The organism is Reyranella sp., from assembly GCF_965279625.1.
Taxonomy (GTDB): domain Bacteria; phylum Pseudomonadota; class Alphaproteobacteria; order Reyranellales; family Reyranellaceae; genus Reyranella.
The window spans coordinates 665,113-687,174 of the sequence record NZ_OZ257251.1 but is presented as its reverse complement, the minus strand read 5'-3'; the positions used below and the strand labels follow the sequence as shown (position 1 = coordinate 687,174).

Below are 22,062 nucleotides of genomic sequence, written 5' to 3'. Positions count from 1 at the left end.
GAGGTGAGTGATGGACGAAGCCGAACGCCTGCGTGAGATGATCGATGCGGCCCAGCGGATCGTGGCCTTCACCGGGGCAGGGATCTCGACGGAGTCCGGCATCCCTGATTTCCGGTCGCCGGGGGGAATCTGGACCCGATACAAGCCGATCTACTTCGACGACTTCATGGCCTCCGACGAGATGCGCCGAGAGTCTTGGCATCGCAAGTTCGCCACCGACGAGACCATGCTGAAGGCCGAGCCCAATGCCGGCCATCGCGCGCTCGCCAAGCTGGTGGAGCAGGGCCGCATGAGCGCCATCATCACCCAGAATATCGACGGGCTGCACCAGCGCTCGGGCGTGCCGGATTCGAAGGTCATCGAGCTGCACGGCAATACGACCTACGCCACGTGCCTGGACTGCGGACACCGCCACGAACTCGCGCCGATCCGGAGGGCTTTCCTGGAGAAGGGCACACTGCCGATCTGTGAAAAGTGCGAAGGGATCGTGAAGACGGCGACCATCTCCTTCGGTCAGGCGATGCCCGAGGTGCCCATGTTGCGGGCCCAGGAGGAGACGCTGGCCTGCGACCTGTTCATCGTCCTGGGCAGTTCCCTGGTCGTCTATCCGGCGGCCGGATTTCCGCAACTTGCCCGCCGCAATGGCGCCAGCTTCGTGATCGTAAATCGCGAGCCGACCGATCAGGACGCCGATGCCGATCTGGTCATTCACAAGGAGATCGGTTCGACATTGAGCCATGCGATCGGCGTGAACTGAACGGCGATCGTTGCAGCGTAGCGTCGGACGCTATTTAATCGCCGGAGAGCAAGGAGACTCCAATGCTGATCAATCGCAGGACTGCGCTGCTGGGTGGCCTGGGCGCCGCCGCAGGGGGCGCGATGCCTGCCGCGGCTCAGGACATCACCTTCTTCCGAATCGGCACCGGCGCTACCGCCGGCACCTATTTTCCGATCGGCGGCCTGATCGCCAACGCCATCTCCAACCCGCCGGGCTCGCGCGCCTGCGCCGACGGCGGATCATGCGGCGTGCCCGGTCTCGTTGCCACCTCGGTCGCCTCAAACGGTTCGGTCGCGAACGCCACCGCCATCGCCGCCGGCACCCTGCAGTCGGGCTTCGTTCAGTCGGACGTGGCGTACTGGGCCTACAATGGCACCGGCATCTACGAGGGGCGCCCCAAGGGCGAAGGCCTGCGCGCCATTGCCAGCCTCTATCCTGAGAGCTTCCAGCTGGTGGCCCGCAAGGGTTCGGGCATCAAGACGGTGACGGACCTCAAGGGCAAGCGGCTGTCGCTCGACGAACCCGGATCGGGAACCCTGGTCGACGCCCGGCTCATCCTGTCGGCCTATGGGCTCACCGAGAAGGATATGAAGGCGGAGTACCTGAAGACGCAGCAGGCCGCCGACAAGCTCAAGGACGGGACGCTGGACGCCTTCTTCAGCGTCAGCGGCTGGCCGAATGGCGCGATCTCCGAACTGGCGGCGACGACGGGGATCGACCTGGTACCCATCACTGGGCCGGAGGCGGAATCACTCCTGAAGAAGTACAGTTTCTTCGCGACCGACGAGATTCCGGACGACGCCTACAAGAACGTCTCAGGCGTCAAGACGGTCAGCGTCACCGCGATCTGGGCGACCTCGATCAAGCAGCCGGAGCCGCTGATCTATGCCGTGACGGCCGCACTCTGGAACGCCAATACCCGCAGGCTGCTGGATTCGGGCCACGCCAAGGGCAAGAGCATCAAGCTCGACACGGCCCTGCAGGGCATCGCGATCCCGCTGCATCCGGGCGCAGAGAAATTCTACAAGGAAAAGGGCCTGATCAAATAGGACCTCATCGAAGAAGGTCGGGCCGGGGGAGGCGTGAATGCGTTTGAAGGGCAAGACCTGTGTCGTCACGGCGGCAGGCCAGGGTATCGGGGCGGCCACGGCCCGCGCGTTTGCGCGCGAAGGCGCCAAGGTCTGGGCGACCGACGTCGATGCCGCAAAGCTCGAGGCGCTGAAGGGCGTCGAAGGCGTGACGACGCGCGAACTCGACGTGCTGGACAAGGCCGCCATCGGCCGGCTGGCGGCGGAAACGGGCGCGGTCGACGTGCTCTTCAACTGCGCGGGCTTCGTCCATCATGGCACGGTCCTGGAGGCCACGGACGAACAGTGGCAGTTCGCCTTCGACCTGAATGTCCGCAGCATGTTCTGGACGATCCAGGCCTTCCTGCCGGGGATGCTGGGCAAGGGCTCTGGCTCGATCGTCAACATGTCGTCGGCGGCCTCCTCGGTGAAAGGCGCGGCGCTGCGCTTCATCTACGGCACGACCAAGGCCGCCGTGATCGGCCTTACCAAGTCGGTGGCGGTCGACTACGTCTCCAAGGGCATCCGCTGCAACGCGATCTGCCCCGGCACGGTCCAGACCCCGTCGCTCGACGAGCGTATCTCATCCCTGGGGGGTGGCGCCGATGCCCGACAGTTCTTCCTGCAGCGCCAGCCGACCGGCCGGTTCGGCGCCGCCGAGGAGATCGCTGCTCTCGCGACCTACCTCGCCAGCGACGAATCGGCCTTCACCACCGGTACGGTCAACGTGATCGACGGCGGCTGGAGCGTCTGACGATGGGCGGGGCGGGGGACATTGCCGCCATCGCCGCACGGGCGCCGGTGATCCCGGTGCTGACCATCGAGACGCCCGAGACGGCGGTGCCGCTGGCCCGGGCCCTCGTCAAGGGCGGCCTGCCGGTGCTCGAGATCACGCTGCGCACGCAGGTGGCTCTCGAGGCCTTGCGGACGATCGTTGCCGAGGTACCGGACGCGATCGTGGGCGCAGGGACCGTGCTCAATCCGGCCCAGCTCGATCTGGTCCAGCGCGCGGGTGCGCGCTTTGCCGTGAGCCCAGGCTGTACCGAATCCCTCGCCCGGGCGGCACGGTCATCCGGCTTACCGTTCCTGCCGGGCGTGCAGACGGTCTCCGAAGCGATGGCCCTGGCGGAACTGGGGTTCGACGTCCTCAAGTTCTTTCCCGCCGATGCGGCCGGCGGTTTGACATGGATCAAGGCGATCGGTGCGCCCCTGGCGGATTTACGCTTCTGCCCCACCGGCGGAATCACGGCTGAGACGGCGCCGGCCTATCTCGCGCTCGCGAACGTGGCCTGCGTGGGCGGTTCGTGGGTCGCCCCGCGTGTCGCCGTGGCAACAGGTGACTGGCAAAGCGTCGAACGGCTGGCTGCCACGGCCTCGAAGCTCAAACGCCGCTAGCGAAAGGCCGGGAAAGGTGCTTCAAGAAATCTTCAAGGAGCAGCGGCTACCCCACATGAATAGGTTGTCGATCGCGGCGCTGGCGTTTTCGCTTGTGGTGAGCGGGGCAGCGCGAGCCGATTCCGTCCTCATCCTGAATTCCGAGGAAGCGTCCTACAGTATCCTCAGCCGCAGCACGCGCACCGAAGTCGCGCGCCTGCCGGTCGGGCGGGAGCCCCACCACCTCATCCTCTCCCCGGACGGCAAGGAAGTGCTGATCGGGTCGACGGCGACCAACGAGCTGCTCGCCCTCGACATCAAGACCGGCGAGCGCAAGCGGGTCGTAAAGGACATCCTGGATCCCTACCATCTGGGCTTCAGCCCCGACGGCAAATGGTTCGTCACGGCGGCCTACCGCCTCGACCATGTCGACATCTATCACGCCGACGGGTTTCGTCTCGCCGGCCGCATCTTCATCGACGGGCTGCCGAGCCACATCGCCTTCGATACCGAGTCCAAGACGGTTTACGTCACCTTGCAGCAGAGTGGGCGGCTGGCCGCCTTCGACCTGGCGACGCAGACGCTCAAGTGGAACGTGCCGGTCGGCAACGCGCCGGCGGGTGTCGTGATGCTGCCGGACGACAAGCGCCTGCTGGTGGCTTTGACCGGCGAGGACCGGATCGTGACGGTCGACCCGAAGGACGGTTCCGTCACAGGCAGCCTCCAGACCGGCAAGGGCGCCCATAATTTCTTCCCGAAGGGCGATGGCCGCCATTACTTCCTGAGCAATCGCGTCGAGGGCGTGGTCACGCTGATCGACACCAAGGACGAGCCCAAGGTCGTGGGCAGCGTCCGAATTCCGGGCGGGCCCGACTGCATGGACATCACGCCGGACGGGCGGGAACTCTGGGTGACGCAGCGTTTCCTGCGGAAGGTCGCCATCGTCGACATCGATACGATGAAGGTCGTCGGCAGCGTGCCCGTGGGCAAGTCCCCGCATGGCGTTTTCATGCTGAAGTCCACGGCGACCGTCACCGCCGGCATGCCGGTGCGCGCGGCGTCGACGGCGGGCGACCGCAAGTAGGCGCGCGATGCGCGACCTGATCGACATCTGGGTCGGCGTCCAGGCCTGGCTGTTCGAGACGCTCGTCAGCCCCGTGCTGTTCGATTTCGGCCTGATGGCCTGGTACGAGCCGGGCTATAGCGCGGTCGAGTTCGTGATGCTGGGCGTCGTCCAGATCGTGGTGATCGCGGTCGGCATGCGCTTTTTCGAGCGCCGGTGGCCACTTGAGAAGGCTGGGACCGACGACGACCTCATCATGGTCGACCGCATCTACACGGTGCTGAACAAGCTGGGCATCATACCGCTCGCCATCTTCATCCTGACCTATCCGCTGGTTCAGGAGATCGAGCTGGGGGTGCGGAGTTGGGGCTACATGCCGCCGCGGCTGGAGCGTCTGCTGCCGTGGATCGGCGACAACGCCCTGGTCTCGTTCCTCGTCTACTTCGTGCTCTACGACTTCGCCGCCTACTGGCTGCACCGGGGGCAGCATGCCTTCGGGTGGTGGTGGGCGCTGCACAGCCTGCATCACAGCCAGCGCCGCATGACGGTGTGGACGGACGACCGCAATCACGTGATCGACGACCTGATCATCACCCTGGCGCTGGTCCTGTTCTCCCAGTTCGTCGGCGTGCAGCCGGGCGAGTATGTCACCATCCTCATGGTGGGCCGCCTGATCGAGAGCTGGTCACATGCCAACGTCGACATGTCGTTCGGCTGGCTGGGCGAGCGGCTGCTGGTGGGCCCGCGCTTCCATCGCCTGCATCACGCCCTGTCGACACCGGCCGAGCGTCACATCCAGGACCACAACTTTGCCCCGGTCTTTCCGATCTGGGACATCCTGTTCGGGACGGCGATCTATGACGCCAGGATCCGGCCGACCGGGGTCGACGATGCCGCTGTCGATGCCGACAATGGTCGCGGCTGGATCGTCCAGCAGGCGACCGTGTTCGGCCGCTTCGTGCGAGCCTTGATGCCGAGGTTCAGGCGGCGCGCTTCAGCACGCTAAGCACGTCCGCCGCGCGCGGCATGGGCGTCACCGCGCCGTAGCCGGTGGTCGAAAGCGCCGCCGCGACATTGGCATAACGTGCCGCCGTTTCCGCATCGTCGCCGGCCAGCAGGCGGGTGAGGAAAGCCCCATCGAACGTGTCGCCGGCGCCGGTCGCATCCACGGGCTCGACCTTGTGCGGGGCGATGCGGGTTTTCCGTTGTTGCGTGGCGATCAGCGATCCCTCGGCGCCCATCTTGAGCGCGACCAGTGGCGCGCCGAGACCGAGATAGTAGTCGGCAATCGCTTCGGGCTCGTTCAGGCCCGTGAGCTGCTGGGAATCGTCGAGGCTGGGCAGGGCGATGTCGCAGCGCGCGATGGTGGCGTCGATGACCTTGCGCGCGACGTCGAGCTCCCAGAGCCGCAGGCGCAGATTGGTGTCGTAGGAGACCTTCACGCCGGCCTTGCGCGCGACGTCGATGGCCGCATGGCAGGTCTCGCGGGCGCTGTCGCTGATCGCCTGGCCGATCGCCGAGAGATGGAACACCTTTGCGCCCGCGATGTAGTCGGCGGCGAGCGTGCCGGGCGTCATCAGGGAGGCCGCCGAGTTCTTGCGCAGGTAGTCGAACTTGTGACCCGCCGCGGAGTGGGTGACGAAGCTGACGCCGGTCGGCGCCGTGGGATGCCGCGTGACCCTCGACGCGTCGACGCCCTCGCTCTTCCAGAGTTCGAGGAAGGCATCGCCCATCCAGTCCTGGCCGACACCCGTCAGGTAACCGGTCGAGGCGCCCTGGCGGGCTGCCGCGATTGCCACGTTCTGGGAATCGCCGCCGAAGCCCTGCAGCCAAGTGCGACCGTCGCCTTCCTTCGGGCGGTTGAATTCGATCAGGGGTTCGCCGAGGCAAACGATGTCCGGGGAGCTGGTCATGACCGAAAGTCCCACGGCATCGGCCGGACCTCAAGCGAGGCGCTGGACTTCCGGCAAAGCTTCTCTCAGGGTTGCGGCAACAAATCTGGAGGAAATGGATGGCCAGCAAGAAGAGCGGGAACGGCGGCAAACGCGCCCTGCGCAGCCGCGAGTGGTTCGACGCAAAGGGCGACCCGACGATGGCCGCCCTCTACCTCGAGCGCTACATGAACTTCGGCCTCACCCTGGCGGAGCTGCGCAGTGGCCGGCCGATCATCGGCATCGCCCAGACGGGTAGCGACCTCTCTCCCTGCAACCGGCATCATCTCGACTTGGCCACGCGCGTGCGCGACGGCATTCGCGACGCCGGCGGCATTCCCATCGAATTTCCGGTCCATCCGATCCAGGAGACCGGCAAGCGTCCGACGGCGGCGCTGGACCGCAACCTCGCCTATCTCAGCCTCGTCGAATGCCTGTACGGCTATTTCTTCGATGGCGTCGTCCTCACGACCGGATGCGACAAGACCACACCCGCGATGATCATGGGCGCCGCCACCGTCGACATTCCGGCCATCGTCCTGTCGGGCGGACCGATGCTGGACGGGCATTTCGCCGGCGGCCTCGCAGGCTCCGGCACCATCGTCTGGTACGCGCGTCAGGAACTGGCGGCCGGCCGCATCGACATGGAGCAATTCATCGAGATGGTGGCGTCGAGCGCCCCCAGCGTCGGCCATTGCAACACGATGGGCACCGCGCTTTCGATGAACAGCATGGCCGAGGCGCTCGGCATGTCGCTGCCCGGCTGCGCCGCCATTCCCGGTCCCTACAAGGAGCGCGGGCAGATGGCCTACGAGACCGGCAAGCGCATCGTCGACATGGTGTGGGAGGACCTGAAACCCTCCGATATCCTGACGCGCAAGGCCTTCGAGAACGCCATTGTGGCCGCGAGTGCGCTTGGCGCCTCGACCAACTGCCCGCCGCACGTGAACGCGATTGCACGCCACATCGGCGTGAAGCTCGAGAACAAGGATTGGGACAAGATCGGCTACGACATCCCGCTGCTGGTGAACTGCATGCCGGCCGGCAAGTATCTCGGCGAGGCCTTCCATCGCGCGGGCGGGGTGCCGACCGTGATGAAGGAGCTTCTGGATCGCAAGAAGATCCATGGCGATGCGCTCACGGTCTCGGGCAAGACCATGGCGCAGAACCTGCGTCACGCGATCAAGGCCGATGGCGAGGTGATCAAGACCTACGACAAGCCGATGCTGGATCAGGCGGGCTTCGCCGTGCTCGGCGGAAACCTCTTCGACTCGGCCATCATGAAGACCTCGGTGATCTCGCAGGAGTTCCGGGAGAAGTATCTCGAGCGCAAGGGCGACCGGGACGCCTTCGAAGGCACGGCCATCGTGTTCGAGGGGCCGGAGGACTATCACCACCGCATCAACGATCCAAAGTTGCCGATCGATGAGAACAGCATCCTGGTCATCCGCAATGCCGGACCGGTCGGCTATCCGGGCGCTGCCGAGGTGGTGAACATGCTGCCGCCCGACCGGCTGGTGAAGGGCGGCGTGCTTCTGCTGCCCTGCATCGGCGACGGTCGCCAGAGCGGCACCTCGGCCAGCCCGTCGATCCTCAATGCCTCGCCGGAAGCCGCCGTCGGCGGCGGGCTCGCGCTGCTCAGGACCGGCGACAAGGTCCGGGTCGATATCGGCAAGCGCACCGCCAACATCCTGATCACGGGCAGGGAACTGGCGAAGCGGAAAAAGGCCTGGAAGCCGAATGTGGTCCCCAGCCAGACACCGTGGCAGGAATTGCAGCGCAAGTTCGTAGGTCAGTTGGCGAGCGGCGCCTGCCTCGACTTTGCGGTGAACTATCAGAAGATTGCCAAGACCAAGGGAGTGCCTCGGCACTCCCACTAGTCCAGCGTGTGCCTCAACGGAAGAGGCGCTGCTCGACCGAGACCGGGAGATCGGCCCGGTTGATCAGGATGATCGCCCACGGCGAGGTCGGCTGTCCGGCGGGACGTGCGGCCGGCGGCGGCGGAGCAACGGCGGCGGAACCGGGCGGCGCGAAGCCGGCCGCCCCGGGGGCGAAACCCGTGGCACCCTGCGGCAAGGCGGACGCCGGCGGCGCAGTGGCGACAGGGCGGGGGCCTGCGCTGCGTTGCGCCATCATCATCTCGGCAGGCATGCGCTCTTCGAAGACGACGACGATGCGATCCCGGCGGCGAGCCGTCGAGAGGACGTTGACGGCGTATCCTTCGCCGCCGCGGCGACCGAGGAAGATCCCGACGGCATTCATCCGTCCCGCTTCGAACATGTCGGGGGCGGGGGAGCCCACTCGGCTCCAGAGACTCCGCCATTCGGCCAGGGTCGTGGCGACCACATGCTCGGGCTGTCGGGTGGCGGCGGTCGAACCTTGCCAGTGCCGCGCCTCCACGCTCTGCGCGAAGACGGGAGGTACCATCAACAGGCCGGTCACGGCAGTGCCCATCAGCAGCAGCTGCCGGCGGGGCAAATGCTCGATGAGGGGGGCGACCGGCTTGTTAGTGGACTGCACGATTGGTCTCTCGGGGACCCGGTGATTGCTTGTTTTTGGTAGCCTCAAAACACCATGACACTTTGGCTCAATTGAGGCCGGAGACCCAATAGGGACGGCCACTTTAGCCCCTCGGCCGCGCGCTCCGTCTCATTCGTGCGAGCATGTTGCACGAAAGCCACAGGTCGGCATGGGGCACGCATCTAGCCGCCGTTAGCTGCGCTTGGCCTTGTCGGCGGCATTGGTCGACTGGATCTGTTCGCGAATGCGAACCCAGTCCTCTTCGCTGTACGACATCATGTTGGAGAAGGTGCCGTTGCCCATAATGCCCATGGCGCCGTCGATCGCGATGACCTCGCCGTTGATGTACTCGACCTCCTCGCTCATCAGGAAGGCCGCCATGTTGGCGAGTTCGCTGGGGCGACCGACACGCCCCATTGGATTGCGCGTGTTGTAGCGCGAGTCGTTGCCTTCCTGGAGCGGGTTGAGCCGGGCCCATGCGCCTTCGGTCGGGAAGGGGCCGGGCGCGATCGCGTTGAGGCGGATGCCGTGGCGCGCCCATTCGACGGCGAGGCTCTGGGTCATGACGGCGACGCCGGCCTTGGACATGGCGGAAGGCACGACGAACGGGCTGCCGGTCCACACCCAGGTCGTGAGGATACTGAGGACACTCGCCTTGCGCTTCTCGGCGATCCAGCGCTTGCCGCAGGCATTGGTCATGTAGAACGTGCCATGGAGCACGATGTTGGCGATCGCGTCGAAGGCGCGCGGACTGAGGTCCTTCGTCTGTGAAATGAAGTTGCCGGCGGCGTTGTTCACCAGTCCGTCGAGCGGTCCGGTCGCCCAGATGGTTTCGATCATCTCCTCGACGGCACTGGCGACGCGAATGTCGACCGCGTGGAAGTCGACCCGGCGGCCGGGATGCTTCTCCATGACCTGACGGGCGGTTTCTTCGAGGACGCTGCCACGGCGTCCGCAGATCACACAGTCTGCACCAAGCTCGACGAACTTCTCCATCATCATCCGGCCGAGACCGGTGCCGCCGCCGGTGACGAGGAAACGCTTGCCCTTGAACAGATCGGCCTTGAACATTTTTCGGTCCTCCCAGTAACGCTTCAGGCGATTCGTCTAGCGTGAGGTTGTAATCCTCGACAAGGACTGTTGCTTCCCACGCGCAGGATGTTTACGATTTATGCATAACAACATGGGATCGTTGAATGACGACCCTTCAGGGAGAGACGAGCGGGGACGTCGGTACGGTTGAGCTGCGTGGTAAGGTAAAGTGGTTCAACGCTGTCAAAGGGTACGGATTTCTTGCCCTGGACATCGATAATAGCGACGCGTTCCTGCATGTAACGACACTGCGACAGGCTGGGCATGAGGATATCAAGCCCGGTGCAACCGTAATTTGCGCAGGTGTCCAGGGCCCGAAAGGGTGGCAGGTCATGAAGGTGATCGGCGTCGACGATTCGACGGCCATTGCCAAGACGACCAGACCGTCGCCGGTTCCCGACGGGATCGCGATGAGCGATTACATCAGTGCCCTCGTGAAATGGTACAACAACGAGCGGGGTTACGGCTTCGTCACGCGCGAGACAGCGGAAGGCGACATCTTCGTGCACGCCGCGGTACTGCGGCGGCACGGGCTGGATTCGCTGGCGCCGGGCCAGAAGGTGATGATCCGGATCGCCGAAGGCCAGAAGGGCCTGCAGGTCGTCGAGATCCGCGGCGTTTGAGGGCGCCCTCTACTTGATCTCGCGCAGATAGCTGTCGAGCGGCGGTGCCTGCTTGATCAATCCGCGCTTCACAAGGAACTCCGCGAAGGTCGCGTAGCGCGCACGGTCGAGCGCGGCCGGATCGGCAGCGAGCAGCGGGACCGTATCCCTCCAGGCCAGGCGGTTGAGCTCGTTGTCGAGGTCCTTGCCGTATTTGGAGAAGCTCGCCCAGGCTTCGGCCGGATTCGCGGTCAGCCAGGCGGTGGCTTCGGCAAGGGCGGCCAGCAGCTTCTTCGTACGGGCGGCGTCGACCGTCTCGCGCTTGGCCAGGATGACGAGCTCGTCGTAGGTCGGCACGCCATGCTTCTCGACCAGCCAGATCCGGCCCTTCGCCTTGTTCAGCTCGAGGTCGTTGAGTTCGAAGTTGCGGAAGGCGCCGATCACGCCGTCGACCTGCTTGCTCATGAGCGCCGTGGTGAGCGCGAAGTTCACGTTCACGAGGGTCACGTCTTTCAGCGTAAGGCCGGCGCTCTCCAGCATTGCCCCCAGCACGGCCTCCTCGAAGCCCGAGACGGAGAAGCCGATCCTGCGGCCCTTGAAGTCGGCGATGGTCTTCACGGGCGAGTCTTCCAGCGCCACCAGTGAATTCAGGGGCTGTGCCACCAGCACGCCGACCCGCACCAGCGGCAGGCCTTCGGCGGCCAGCATCTGCAGGGTCGGCTGGTAGGACAGCGCATAGTCGGCCTGGCCGGCCGCGACCAGCTTGGGCGGCGCATTGGGATCGGCCGGCGCGATCAGCTCCACGTCCAGGCCCTGCTTTTCGAACAGGCCGCGCTGCTTGGCGATGACCAGCGCCGCGTGGTCGGGGTTCACGAACCAGTCGAGCAGGATGCGCACCTTGTCCTGCGCGGCTGCGGGAAGGGCCAGGCAACTGAGGGCCAGCACGGCGATCAGACGGGTCATCATTTGCATATCAGTCTCCTTGAGGGGGGTGCCAGGGCACGAGGCGCCGCGCGAGCCGGTCTGCCGCGGTGTAGAGCGCGAGCCCGAGCAGGCAGAGGATAGTGAGGGCCGCGAAGGCGAGAGGCGTCTGCCCGCGGGCCAGCGACTGGGTCATCAGGAAGCCGAGCCCGGCACTGGCGCCGACCCATTCGCCGATCACCGCCCCGATCGGGGCCACGGCCGCGGCGATGCGCACGCCCGACGCGAAGGCGGGCAGGGCGGCCGGCAACCTGATCTGGAGCAGTACGGCGCGCGGCGGCGCATTCATCGTGTGGGCAAGTTCGAGCCAGCCCGGATCGGTCCGGCGCAGCCCGTCATAGAGGCTGCTCACCACGGGGAAGAAGATGATCAGCGCCGCCATCGCGACCTTGGAGGCCATGCCGTAGCCCAGCCACAGCACCAGGAGGGGAGCGATCGCGATCACAGGGATGGCTTGCGAGACGATCACCAGCGGCAACGCCCACCGGCGCCAGGCGGCCGACGCCGCGAAGATCACCGCAAGGGCCGCGCCAAGTAGAAGCCCTAGTGCAAGCCCCAGGACCATTTCGCTGGCCGTCCACGCGGCCTGTTCGACGAGGAGGTCGAACCGTTGGACCAGCACCACGGCGACGCGCGAGGGCGGTGGCAGGATGTACGGCGGCAGGCCGGTCAGCCACACGAGCGCTTCCCAGGCGGCGATCAGGCCCAGTGCGGTTATGAGGGGCCTCACGCTCCGCTCCGCAGTTCGCCGATCAGACGCGCCTGGAGCGCGAGAAGCGCGGCGTCGCCGGGATCGCGCGGCACGGCACCGGGTGGGGCGATGACCGGGCCCGCGACGAACGGCGTGCCCGACAGGACACGGATCTCATGGCCCAGTCGCAACGCCTCCAGCGGGTCGTGCGTGACCATCACGACCGTCCTGCCTTTTAGCAGGCGCGCCGCCAGGTCCTGAAGGTCCAGCCGCGTGACCGCGTCGAGATGGCCGAACGGCTCGTCCATCAGGACGATCTGCCGGTCCTCGCAGAGCGTGCGTGCCAGCGCCGCCCGCTGCCGCATGCCACCCGAAAGGGCTTGCGGCAGATCCTGCATCCGGTCGCCGAGTCCCACTTCCGCGAGCAGTGAACGCGCCCGCGGTTCGGCCGCCCGGCGCGCCGCCGCGTCACGGCGCAGTCGATACCCCAGCAGGACATTCTCGAGCACGCTGAGCCACGGCAGCAGCAGGTCGCGCTGCGCCATGTAGGCGACGGGTCCGGCGGGTTTGGTGCGGGGCAGCAGGCCCGCGAGGTGGCGCAGGAGGGACGTCTTGCCGACGCCGCTGCGGCCCAGCAGGCAGGTCGTGCGGCCACCGGGGAACTCGAGGGACAGGTTGTCGGCCACGACATGGCCGTCGAGGACGATATGTGCCGAACGCACAGAAAGAGCAGGCGAAGACGTCAACGAAGCCACCAGTCCCTACGCCGGCATTAACCGGATCAGGTTCGGGGTCGTCCTTCCGGACCTCTCAGCCGCCAGGCGGCTCCCCCCGATGAGCGGCGGCCACTATGGTTACGTGACCCTGTTCACGCAAGCGCCATCGGTTTGACGAAATCGCTGTCCACGCTCTATCCATGGCTATGGTTCAAGCACTCTCCAAGCCGCCGCTCGGCCGGCGCCTCTTCCTCGCAGCGCCTCTCGTCCTGGCCGGCGGAGCCGCGTGGGCGCAGCAGGGCGCCAACGACTTCAACTTCACGCGCTCGTCGCTGATGGTGGTGTCCGGCGGCCGCGAGATCAAGTTCGACGTCGAGCTGGCGTTGAACGATACCCAGCGGGCTCGCGGGCTGATGTTCCGCGAGAAGCTCGGGCCGTACGAAGGCATGCTGTTCGATTTCTACAAGGACGCGCCGGTCAGCTTCTGGATGAAGAACACGCTGATCCCGCTCGACATGGTGTTCATCGCCGGCGACGGCACGATCAAGTCGGTCCACGCCAATGCGGTGCCGCACTCGACCGAGACGATTCCCAGCCAGTTCCCGGTGCGGGCCGTCCTCGAGATAAACGGCGGCAGCGCCAAGCTTTTGGGCATCAAGCCCGGCGACAAGGTGCTTCACCCGATCTTCGGCAACGCCTAGCGCTTCAAGGGCCTAGCGCTTGAGCGCGCAGGTCATGCCGTCGCCGACGGCGAAGAGGGCGAGGTCGATCCGCCGATCGTCCTTCAGCCTGGCATTGAGTGCGCGCAGCGCTTGCGTGTCGCGGTCGACCTCCGTTGGATCGGCGACCGAGCCACCCCACAGGACGTTGTCGATCAGAACGAGCCCGCCCGGCCGCACGAGCTTCAGGCAGCGCTCGTAGTAGGCGTCGTAGTCGTCCTTGTTGGCGTCGATGAAGGCGAGATCGAGTTGGCCGGTGAGGCCCTGTGCCAGTAGCCAGTCGAGCGTGCCCAGCGCCGGCCCGATCGTGAGCTCGATGCGGCCTTCGACGCCGGCTTCCTTCCAGTAGCGGCGCGCGACCTTCGTATAGTCGGGGCTGACGTCGCAGCACCAGAGCTTGCCGTCTTCCGGCAGCGCGGCGGCGATGCACAGGGAGGAATAGCCGGTGAAGGTCCCGACCTCGACGGCGCGTCGCGCCCCGATGGCGCGGGCCAGCAGTTCGATCTGCTGGCCCTGATGGGCGGAGATCTGCATGCCCGCGCGGGGCAGAGTCGCTGTTTCCTCACGGAGGCGGCGGCGCAAAGGCGGTTCGCGCAGCCAGTTGGCGTCGACATACTCGCTGAGCGCGCCGTCGATTTTCGGCCAGCTCTTCATCGTCTCTCCTGTTGGCTCATACCGCCTGCCTCGCTAGGGTCGCGTCCCTGAAATGGCGGGTTGGGGAGTGGGTATGTCGGATATCGAGATCGCGCGGCGTGCAATCAAGAAGCCAATGAATGAAGTCGCAGGCCGCCTCGGCATCCCGGAAGAGGCGCTGGAGCCCTATGGTCGCGACAAGGCGAAGCTCGATGGCGACTATGTGAAGTCGCTCGCCGGCCGCACGCCGGGGCACCTGATCCTTGTCACCGCGATCAATCCCACTAAGGCGGGCGAGGGCAAGACCACGACCACGATCGGCTTGGGCGATGCGCTCAGCCGTCTCGGCAAGAAGACGGCGATCGCGCTGCGCGAGCCGAGCCTCGGCCCGTGCTTCGGACAGAAGGGCGGTGCCACCGGCGGCGGCCAGGCGCAGATCGTGCCGATGGCCGACATCAACCTGCATTTCACCGGCGACTTCCACGCGATCACGACGGCGCACAATCTGCTGGCCGCCATGCTCGACAATCACATCTACTGGGGCAATGCACTGGGCATCGACGCCCGGCGCGTGTTCTGGCCGCGCGTGCTCGACATGAACGACCGTGCGCTCCGCGACATGGTCGCGAGCCTGGGAGGTGTCGCCAACGGCTTTCCGCGGCAGACGCGCTTCGACATCACGACCGCGTCGGAGGTCATGGCCATCCTCTGCCTCGCCGCCGATCTCGAGGATCTCGAGCAACGTCTGGCGCGGATCGTCGTGGCCGAGACGCGCGAGGGCAAGCCGGTGACGGCTGGCGATCTCAAGGCGGCCGGCGCGATGGCGGCGGTGCTGAAGGACGCCGCCAAGCCGAACCTTGTGCAGACGCTCGAGAACAATCCCGTGCTGATCCACGGCGGCCCGTTCGCCAACATCGCGCACGGCTGCAACTCTGTGATCGCCACCCGCGCCGCCCTGGCGCTGGGCGATTATGTGGTCACGGAAGCGGGTTTCGGCGCCGACCTGGGTGCGGAGAAGTTTCTGGATATCAAGTGCCGGCAGGCCGGGTTGAAGCCCGAGCTTGCCGTCGTCGTCGCCACCGTGCGGGCGCTCAAACTCCATGGCGGTGGTGATGAGAAAGCACTGGAGAAGGAAGATGTCGGCGCGGTCGAGCGCGGCCTGCCCAACCTGCTGCGCCATGTGGAGAATCTGCGCAAATTCGGTTTGCCGGTCCTGGTGGGCATCAATCGCTTCCTGACCGATACGCCGGCCGAACTGGAACTGATCGAAGCCAAGTGTGCGGCAGCCGGCGCCAGGGCCTATCTCTGCGAGCACTGGGCCAAGGGCGGTGCGGGCGCGGAAGCGCTGGCGCGGGCGGCGGTCGCGACCATCGACGAGGGCAAGGCGGCCTTCAAGCCGCTCTATGCCGACGACCTGCCGCTCGCACAGAAGATCGAGACCATCGCCCGCGAGATCTATCGCGCCTCAGGCGTGGCCATCGCCGGGCCGGCGCAGCGGCGTCTGAAGGCACTGGAGGCGGCGGGCTACGGCAAGTTGCCGGTCTGCATCGCCAAGACACAGTACAGCTTCGCCGCCGATCCAGAGCTGCGCGGCGCCCCGACGGGCCACACGCTGCCGATCCGAGAGGTGCGCCTGTCGGCCGGTGCCGGCTTCGTCGTGGCAATGGCCGGTGAGATCATGAGCATGCCAGGCCTGCCGCGTGTGCCGGCGGCGGAGAATATCCGGCTGACGGCGGATGGCCAGGTGGACGGGATCTTCTGAACCATGCGCACCTATTCGTTTGTCACCGTCGACGTGTTCACGACCACCCGGTTTGGCGGCAATCCGCTTGCGGTCTTTCCCGATGCGCGTGGGATGAGCGACGCGGAGATGCAGTCGCTGGCTGCCGAATTCAACCTCAGCGAGACGACTTTCGTACTTCCGCCGGACGATCCCGCGCACACGGCGCGGGTCCGCATCTTCACGCGCACGCGCGAGATGCCGTTCGCCGGCCATCCCAATGTCGGCACGGCCTATGTGCTGGCGCAGCAGGGCAGGGACCGGAACGGCAAGCTTCTGTTCGAGGAACTGGCCGGCCTCGTCGAGATCGACGTCGAGCGCGATGCGTCAGGGGCGCCGATCGGTGCGACCATCGCGGCCCCGCAGCCGCTCTCGCTGGGCCCGGAGCTGCCGGTCGAGACCATCGCCGCCTGCGCGTCGCTGACGCCTGCGGACATTCGCGCCGGCGCCCACAAGCCGGTCGGCGCGTCGCTCGGCAATCCGTTCGTCATCGCCGAAGTCGAGCCATCGGCGCTTACGCGCGCGACACCGGATTTCCCGTCATTCCGCCAGACCGTGGAACAGACGCCCGCCCTGAACGGCCGCCTCGGATTGTATCTCTATGCCCATGCCGGGCAGAGGAGTGTTCAGGCTCGCATGTTCGCCCCCCTGGGCGGCACGATCGAAGACCCCGCCACCGGCAGTGCCGCGGGGCCGCTCGGCGCGCTGCTTCTGTCGCTGTCCGATGCGCCCGAGCTCCGTCTCGACATCCATCAGGGCGTCGCCATGGGAAGGCCAAGCCTGTTGCGTGTGGTGGCGCGGCGTGGCGCCGACGGTATTCGGGCCACCATTGCCGGCCAGTGCGTGCCGGTGCTGCGCGGCGAGGCCCAGCTCTAGATCAGTGCGGTCGAAAGGCGTGCTGCTTCAGGTCGGCTAGCGAGACGACGTGCAGGGTGACCGCATGCGTCGCCTCGAGCACGACCTGCGGGGCCACCTTGGCGTCGAAAGCCTCCTTCCAGCGGCTGGCGCAGAGGCACCAGCGGTCGCCGGGCTTCAGGCCAGGGAAGCCATATTGTGGCATCGGCGTGCTGAGATCGTTGCCCCGCGACCTGGAAAACAGCAGAAAATCGGCGGTCAGGACGACGCAAACCGTGTGCAGGCCGATATCCTCGGCGCCCGTATTGCAACAGCCGTCACGATAAAAGCCGGTGACGGGCTGGGTGGAGCAGGGCTCGAGCACGCCGCCCAGTACGTTTATGGACGGGGCGCGTCGGCCGTGGCGGCCTTCCTCGGGCGTCTGATCGAACATGGACCTATCGTAGCACCTGGAAATTGAGCTTTCGAGGCGGCGGGGCCGCTGGTAGAAACCCTCGCGTCAAAGAGGTGTATCGGCGGGGCGTAGCGCAGTCTGGTAGCGCGTCTGCCTTGGGCGCAGAAGGTCGTCGGTTCGAATCCGGCCGCCCCGACCACGCCTGAAAACGGAGTAGCGGGATCCATGCAGGTTCGCATCTTCAAGCCGGCCAAGACGGCCATGCAGTCCGGAACGGGCAATACTCACGAGTGGGTGCTCGAACCGGAGCCGTCGCGCAAGGAGATCGACCCGCTGATGGGTTGGACGAGCTCCCGCAATACGATGCAGCAAGTCCGCCTGTTCTTCCCGACGCTCGAGGAAGCCAAGGCCCATGCCGAGAAGAACGGCTGGCAATATACGGTCGAGGAGCCGCACAGCCGGCCGGTCCGGGCCAAGGCCTACGCCGACAATTTCGCCTACAACCGCGTCGGTCGCTGGACGCACTGAACGCGGCAGCTGGGGCACTTCTTGGCGGCGGCGAGCCGGATTGCATTTGTTTGGCCTGAGGATATAAGAATGCGAACCATTCGCAGGCATTCTTCGTGTCCCCCTCAGATCCTTCTCTCGGCCTCTACGTCGCGCATCGGGACGATCTCGTGGAGTATGCGAGCCGGCTCCTGAACCAAGACCGCTCGAAGGCCGAGGACGTCGTCCAGGAAGCCTGGATTCGGCTGTCGGCCCGCCACGGGCAGGGCGCCGAAATCGTAAATCCGCTGCACTACATGTACTCGATCGTGCGCAATCTCGCGTTCGACATTCTGAACCGCGCGACCCGCGAAACGGTCGCCGATACCGCGCTGGCGCCCTACGACACCATCCCGCACGAGGCCCCCTCCGCCGAGGAGGTCGTCATCCATCGCGACAGGCTGCGCCTTCTCGCCGAGGCGATCGCGGAACTGCCGGAGCGCACGCAGGTCGCCTTCCGCATGTATCGCCTGGAAGACAAGACCCTTCAGCAGATCGCCGATCACCTCGGCATTTCCGTCGCCCGCACTTTCCAGCTCGTTCGCGACGCCGGCGCCCACGCAACGCGACGGCTGATCGGTCAGCGCGACGATCGTGAGGGGCAAAAATAAACTGGATCGCGCTATTCAAAATGGTGCATCGGATTCGCTCTATAGGATGGGACCTCGTTGCAGGGGGAACCGCAGCGGGGATGGAAAGTTTCGTGGGCGCTTCCACAAGAGAGCAGGGCGACGAGATCGAACGGGCGATGGAGTGGCTGCTCCGCCGGGAGACCGAGCCCGGCAACGCGAGTCTCGAAGGCGATTTCCAACGCTGGCTCGCGCAGTCGGAAGCCAACCGCACCGCCTATGCGTCCGTCCTGTCCACATGGGCCGAGCTCGGGAAGCTGCCGACCGCGTCGCCAGCCGGTGAGCAGACGGCAGGCCGTGTCGTTCCGTTGCCAGTGCGGAAGCCGCACAGGGCCCGCTGGTTCGCCGCCGCCGCCGTTGCGGCCGCCTGCATGCTGTTCGTTGCCTTCCCGATGCTCCAGAAGCACCTGATGGCCGACTATACGACCGGCGTCGCGGAACTGCGGGAAGTGGTCCTGCCGGACGGCAGCGTCGTGGACCTCGATGCCGGGAGCGCGATTGCCGTCGACTACGGGGAAGGCGATCGGCGGGTCACACTTCTCACCGGTCGGGCCTTCTTCCGGGTCACACGCGATACGCAGCGCCCGTTCTCGGTTCTGGCGGGAGATGTCTCCGTCGTCGTCACCGGCACGTCCTTCGAGGTGGGCAAGACCGAGAGCACCGTCGATGTTGCGGTCCAGTCGGGAAGCGTGGAGGTACTGCGCAACGGAAGGCGGCTGAGCGACGCGCTCGCAATGGGTGATCGGTTGGTGGTGGGCCGAAACGACAAATCGGTACGCCCTGAACGGACGGCCCCCGAGTCGATCGCCTCGTGGCGCTCGCGCCGCCTCGTGGTCGTCGACAGTTCGTTCGGCGACATCGTCGAGACGCTGGGTCGTCATCTGCCGGGCGCTCTCGTCGTCGCCGACCGTTCGCTGAACCGGCAGGCGATCACCGGTGTCTTCGACCTCACGCAGCCGGTCGACGCGCTGCGAACGCTGGCCGCGTCGCAGAACGCAACGGTCACCGAAGTCACTCCGTATCTTCTCATCGTCTCGCGACGCTGATCGGCTCAGGTCTTTTTTTCGCCATACCCCTACAAATCGGGCCAGCCCGCTCAGTCATGGATTCGAGGGCGCGATCGATTGCGATCCGCACACGCAACATTCCGTGACCCGCCGGCAACGGACTCTGGGGGAGAGAACTCTCGTGTCATTCAAGCGCTCGACGGCGCAGGCCGCGCACGGTCTTGCGGCGGCCGTCGTCGCCGCGGGCTCGCTCGCGGCCTTCCAGGTGCCGGCCCTGGCCCAATCCACGCGCATCATGGAGCAGGCGCAAGCTGCGCCCGCCAGGACCTTCGACATCCCCGCGCAGCCGCTGGCCCAGGCGCTGACGACGCTCGGGCAGCAGGCCGGGCTGCAGTTCGCGGTGACCGCCTCCGTCGTCGCCGGCAAGACCAGCACGCCTGTGGCGGGTGCCATGACGGCCGAGCAGGCACTGCGGCTCATGCTCGCCGGCACCGGCATCAGCTACCGCTTCACCTCGCCCACGTCGGTAACCATCACGGGCGCACCGGAGGCGAGCGGCGCGCTGGTGCTCGATCCCGTTCAGGTTCAGGGCGCCTTGACGGTGCCGCCGCAGGCGATGATCGACAACGCGCCGCCGGCCTATGCCGGCGGACAGGTCGCGACCGGCGGCCAGCTCGGGCTACTGGGCAATCGGGCTGTGATGGACACGCCGTTCAACCAAAGCAACTACACGGCGAAGAAGGCGCAGGACCAGCAGGCCAAGACGGTCCGCGATGTATTGATCGACGACCCGTCGGTTCGAATCACCCGCGGCGACAGCAGCCCCGGCACCGATCAGGTAAAGATCCGCGGCTTTCCCGTCGACAATTCCGACACCTCGTATGGCGGCCTCTATGGCATGCTGCCCAACTCGTCGATCATGGCGGAGATGGCCGAGCGGGTCGAAGTGCTGAAGGGGCCGAGCGCGCTGCTCAACGGCATCCCGCCCTTCGGCTCGATCGGCGGCAACATCAACGTCGTCCCCAAGCGCGCGCCCGACGAGGATCTGAACCAGTCGACGGCAAGCTACATTTCCGGCAGCCAGTTCGGCGGGCACATCGATTTCGGGCGCCGGTTCGGCGCGGACAAGGAATTCGGCGTGCGCTTCAACGGCGTGTTCAGGGGCGGCCAGACGGACGTCCAATACAACGCGGATGAGAGGGCGCTCGCGGTCCTCGGCTTCGACCTTCGCGGCGAGCGTGTGCGCCTGTCCGCAGATCTGGGCTATCAGAACCAGTACATCTCTGGGATCACGCCCTATCTGACCTTGGCACCGGGCGTAGAGCTTCCCTATGCGCCGAACGTCCGTACCAATCCGACCGCGCAGCCCTGGGGCTTCCAGGGCCGCAAGGACGCGTTCGGCGTGCTGCGGCTCGAGATGGACATCACCGACAATGTCACGCTCTACGCCTCGGCCGGCGCGCATGACTATCGCATGGGCGGCCTCTACTCGGCGGCGACGACCATCACCAATTTCAATGGTGCAGGCTCGGCCCTGGCGCCCCTCAATTTCAGCCAGTACACGACGAGCCTGACCGCCCAGGGTGGCCTGCGCGCCTTGTTCAACACCGCGGATGTCAATCACGAGCTCGCGCTCACCGCCTCGACCCTGCAGCAGGACAACGGTCAGGTGAACATCTCGCAGGGCGGCAACTTTGCCACCAACATCTACAGTCCGACGCTGATCGCGCGGCCGAATATTCCGACGCCGGCGGCGAACAAGACCTCGACCTCGGGCTTCAACAGTATCGGCATCGCCGACACGATCTCCTCGCTCAACAACAGGGTGCAGCTGACCGCCGGCCTGCGGGCGCAGAACGTCCAGTCGGCCAACTTCAATTCCGTGACCGGCGCGCTGACCGGCAGCTACGACCAGACCGTCGTCAGCCCCGCCGTGGCGCTGATCGTGAAGCCGCTCGAGAACGTCTCGCTCTACGGCAACTACATCCAGGGCCTGCAGCAGGGTACCGTGGTTCAGGTGCCGTTCGCCAACGCCGGCACCATCCTGCCGCCCTACGTGTCCAACCAGATCGAGGTGGGCGTGAAGGTCGACTGGGGCAAGCTCACGACGACCGCGTCGCTGTTCCAGATCACGCAGCCCAGCTTGATCACCAACACGACGACCAACACGCAGAACGTCGACGGGCAGCAGGTCAACCAGGGCCTCGAACTGAACGTGTTCGGTGAACCGATGAAGGGTTTCCGCGTTCTGGGCGGCGCCATGTTCCTCAATCCGGTCCTTGCCAAGACGGCGGGAGGAACGACCGACGGCTGGATCGCGCCGTTCACGCCGCAATTCACGCTGAACCTGTCGGGCGAGGTCGACCTGCCGTTCGTGCCGGGCCTGACCCTGACGGGGCGCGCGATCTATACCGGTGCGCAGTACATCGACACGACCTATCCGCGTCGCATGATGCCGCAATGGACCCGCTTCGACCTCGGCGCCCGCTACGCCTTCGAGAATCCGGGCGCCAAGGGAAAGATGCTGGTGGCGCGCTTCGACGTCGACAATGTCCTCGACGCCAACTACTGGGCCGGCAGCAACCAGACCGCGACCTTCATGTTCCTGGGAGCGCCGCGAACGTTCCGTGTCTCGCTGACCGCCGACTTCTAAGCCGACGGGATGCGAGCGACGCGCGGATCTG

General features: G+C 66.1%; 23 protein-coding genes, 1 tRNA gene and 1 riboswitch. Of the genes, 16 read left to right on the top strand and 8 right to left on the bottom strand.

Features of this window, described 5'->3' with window-relative positions:
- Positions 1 to 10: 10 nt before the first annotated feature.
- The 6 genes from ACQY78_RS03185 to ACQY78_RS03160 all read left to right on the top strand — a co-directional run bounded on the left by ACQY78_RS03185 (position 11) and on the right by ACQY78_RS03160 (position 5,288).
- Complete coding sequence (locus tag ACQY78_RS03185; protein WP_428682674.1) at positions 11 to 757, top strand: SIR2 family NAD-dependent protein deacylase; 747 nt, start codon at positions 11 to 13, stop codon at positions 755 to 757.
- Positions 758 to 819: 62 nt separating this feature from the next.
- On the top strand, positions 820 to 1,827 hold the full coding sequence (locus ACQY78_RS03180) for a TAXI family TRAP transporter solute-binding subunit (RefSeq protein WP_428682672.1): 1,008 nt from the start codon (positions 820 to 822) through the stop codon (positions 1,825 to 1,827).
- Positions 1,828 to 1,864: 37 nt separating this feature from the next.
- Complete coding sequence (locus ACQY78_RS03175) at positions 1,865 to 2,599, top strand: SDR family oxidoreductase (RefSeq protein WP_428682670.1); 735 nt, start codon at positions 1,865 to 1,867, stop codon at positions 2,597 to 2,599.
- 2 nt (positions 2,600 to 2,601) lie between these two features.
- A complete protein-coding gene (gene eda / locus ACQY78_RS03170) occupies positions 2,602 to 3,240 on the top strand; it encodes a bifunctional 4-hydroxy-2-oxoglutarate aldolase/2-dehydro-3-deoxy-phosphogluconate aldolase (protein ID WP_428682668.1) in 639 nt (212 codons plus the stop codon).
- Between the two features lie 55 nt (positions 3,241 to 3,295).
- The gene (locus tag ACQY78_RS03165) at positions 3,296 to 4,303 is read left to right on the top strand and encodes a hypothetical protein (protein ID WP_428682666.1); all 1,008 of its coding nucleotides are present in this window, start codon (positions 3,296 to 3,298) and stop codon (positions 4,301 to 4,303) included.
- A gap of 7 nt (positions 4,304 to 4,310) precedes the next feature.
- The gene (locus ACQY78_RS03160) at positions 4,311 to 5,288 is read left to right on the top strand and encodes a sterol desaturase family protein (protein WP_428682664.1); all 978 of its coding nucleotides are present in this window, start codon (positions 4,311 to 4,313) and stop codon (positions 5,286 to 5,288) included.
- Here ACQY78_RS03160 and ACQY78_RS03155 read toward each other — a convergent pair.
- Positions 5,263 to 6,195, bottom strand: coding sequence for a sugar kinase (locus tag ACQY78_RS03155; protein ID WP_428682662.1), 933 nt, complete (start codon positions 6,193 to 6,195; stop codon positions 5,263 to 5,265). The genes ACQY78_RS03160 and ACQY78_RS03155 overlap by 26 nt on opposite strands.
- A gap of 98 nt (positions 6,196 to 6,293) precedes the next feature.
- On the opposite strand from ACQY78_RS03155, the gene ACQY78_RS03150 reads away from it, so the two are divergent.
- Complete coding sequence (locus ACQY78_RS03150) at positions 6,294 to 8,093, top strand: IlvD/Edd family dehydratase (RefSeq protein WP_428682660.1); 1,800 nt, start codon at positions 6,294 to 6,296, stop codon at positions 8,091 to 8,093.
- Positions 8,094 to 8,106: 13 nt separating this feature from the next.
- Here ACQY78_RS03150 and ACQY78_RS03145 read toward each other — a convergent pair whose 3' ends face one another.
- Both ACQY78_RS03145 and ACQY78_RS03140 read right to left on the bottom strand, forming a co-directional pair.
- Positions 8,107 to 8,733, bottom strand: a complete 627-nt coding sequence (locus ACQY78_RS03145) for a hypothetical protein (RefSeq protein ID WP_428682658.1) — start codon at positions 8,731 to 8,733, stop codon at positions 8,107 to 8,109.
- A 192-nt stretch (positions 8,734 to 8,925) separates the two neighbouring features.
- Positions 8,926 to 9,804 (bottom strand): SDR family oxidoreductase, encoded by an 879-nt coding sequence (locus ACQY78_RS03140; protein ID WP_428682656.1) that lies wholly within the window; start codon positions 9,802 to 9,804, stop codon positions 8,926 to 8,928.
- Between the two features lie 125 nt (positions 9,805 to 9,929).
- On the opposite strand from ACQY78_RS03140, the gene ACQY78_RS03135 reads away from it, so the two are divergent.
- Positions 9,930 to 10,448 (top strand): cold-shock protein, encoded by a 519-nt coding sequence (locus tag ACQY78_RS03135; protein ID WP_428682654.1) that lies wholly within the window; start codon positions 9,930 to 9,932, stop codon positions 10,446 to 10,448.
- 9 nt (positions 10,449 to 10,457) lie between these two features.
- Here the strand turns inward: ACQY78_RS03135 and ACQY78_RS03130 are convergent, their stop codons facing one another.
- The 3 genes from ACQY78_RS03130 to ACQY78_RS03120 form a co-directional block, all read right to left on the bottom strand.
- On the bottom strand, positions 10,458 to 11,393 hold the full coding sequence (locus ACQY78_RS03130; protein ID WP_428682653.1) for an ABC transporter substrate-binding protein: 936 nt from the start codon (positions 11,391 to 11,393) through the stop codon (positions 10,458 to 10,460).
- Between the two features lie 7 nt (positions 11,394 to 11,400).
- Complete coding sequence (locus ACQY78_RS03125) at positions 11,401 to 12,138, bottom strand: ABC transporter permease (protein ID WP_428682652.1); 738 nt, start codon at positions 12,136 to 12,138, stop codon at positions 11,401 to 11,403.
- The gene (locus tag ACQY78_RS03120; protein ID WP_428682650.1) at positions 12,135 to 12,854 is read right to left on the bottom strand and encodes an ABC transporter ATP-binding protein; all 720 of its coding nucleotides are present in this window, start codon (positions 12,852 to 12,854) and stop codon (positions 12,135 to 12,137) included. Before ACQY78_RS03120 ends, ACQY78_RS03125 begins: the two co-directional genes overlap by 4 nt.
- Positions 12,840 to 12,941: riboswitch (TPP riboswitch) on the bottom strand. Its footprint overlaps the gene before it by 15 nt.
- A 74-nt stretch (positions 12,942 to 13,015) precedes the next feature.
- On the opposite strand from ACQY78_RS03120, the gene ACQY78_RS03115 reads away from it, so the two are divergent.
- Positions 13,016 to 13,516 carry a DUF192 domain-containing protein gene (locus tag ACQY78_RS03115; RefSeq protein ID WP_428682648.1) on the top strand — a complete coding sequence of 167 codons (501 nt, stop codon included), beginning with the start codon at positions 13,016 to 13,018 and terminating at the stop codon, positions 13,514 to 13,516.
- Positions 13,517 to 13,528: 12 nt separating this feature from the next.
- Here ACQY78_RS03115 and ACQY78_RS03110 read toward each other — a convergent pair whose 3' ends face one another.
- Positions 13,529 to 14,188, bottom strand: a complete 660-nt coding sequence (locus ACQY78_RS03110; RefSeq protein WP_428682646.1) for an O-methyltransferase — start codon at positions 14,186 to 14,188, stop codon at positions 13,529 to 13,531.
- A 73-nt stretch (positions 14,189 to 14,261) separates the two neighbouring features.
- On the opposite strand from ACQY78_RS03110, the gene ACQY78_RS03105 reads away from it, so the two are divergent.
- Entirely contained in the window at positions 14,262 to 15,929 is a 1,668-nt protein-coding gene (locus tag ACQY78_RS03105) for a formate--tetrahydrofolate ligase (protein WP_428682644.1), read from the top strand.
- Positions 15,930 to 15,932: 3 nt separating this feature from the next.
- Positions 15,933 to 16,823 carry a PhzF family phenazine biosynthesis protein gene (locus ACQY78_RS03100; RefSeq protein ID WP_428682642.1) on the top strand — a complete coding sequence of 297 codons (891 nt, stop codon included), beginning with the start codon at positions 15,933 to 15,935 and terminating at the stop codon, positions 16,821 to 16,823.
- Position 16,824: 1 nt separating this feature from the next.
- Here the strand turns inward: ACQY78_RS03100 and ACQY78_RS03095 are convergent, their stop codons facing one another.
- Positions 16,825 to 17,235 carry a DUF2237 family protein gene (locus tag ACQY78_RS03095; RefSeq protein ID WP_428682640.1) on the bottom strand — a complete coding sequence of 137 codons (411 nt, stop codon included), beginning with the start codon at positions 17,233 to 17,235 and terminating at the stop codon, positions 16,825 to 16,827.
- An 83-nt stretch (positions 17,236 to 17,318) separates the two neighbouring features.
- On the opposite strand from ACQY78_RS03095, the gene ACQY78_RS03090 reads away from it, so the two are divergent.
- From ACQY78_RS03090 to ACQY78_RS03070, 5 genes are all read left to right on the top strand, one after another.
- Positions 17,319 to 17,395 (top strand) — tRNA-Pro (locus ACQY78_RS03090).
- A gap of 26 nt (positions 17,396 to 17,421) precedes the next feature.
- On the top strand, positions 17,422 to 17,724 hold the full coding sequence (locus tag ACQY78_RS03085; RefSeq protein ID WP_428682638.1) for an ETC complex I subunit: 303 nt from the start codon (positions 17,422 to 17,424) through the stop codon (positions 17,722 to 17,724).
- 95 nt (positions 17,725 to 17,819) lie between these two features.
- Positions 17,820 to 18,353 carry a sigma-70 family RNA polymerase sigma factor gene (locus tag ACQY78_RS03080; protein ID WP_428682636.1) on the top strand — a complete coding sequence of 178 codons (534 nt, stop codon included), beginning with the start codon at positions 17,820 to 17,822 and terminating at the stop codon, positions 18,351 to 18,353.
- Positions 18,354 to 18,445: 92 nt separating this feature from the next.
- Positions 18,446 to 19,417, top strand: a complete 972-nt coding sequence (locus ACQY78_RS03075) for a FecR family protein (protein WP_428682634.1) — start codon at positions 18,446 to 18,448, stop codon at positions 19,415 to 19,417.
- 142 nt (positions 19,418 to 19,559) lie between these two features.
- The gene (locus tag ACQY78_RS03070) at positions 19,560 to 22,031 is read left to right on the top strand and encodes a TonB-dependent siderophore receptor (protein ID WP_428682632.1); all 2,472 of its coding nucleotides are present in this window, start codon (positions 19,560 to 19,562) and stop codon (positions 22,029 to 22,031) included.
- The last annotated feature ends 31 nt before the right edge of the window (positions 22,032 to 22,062 follow it).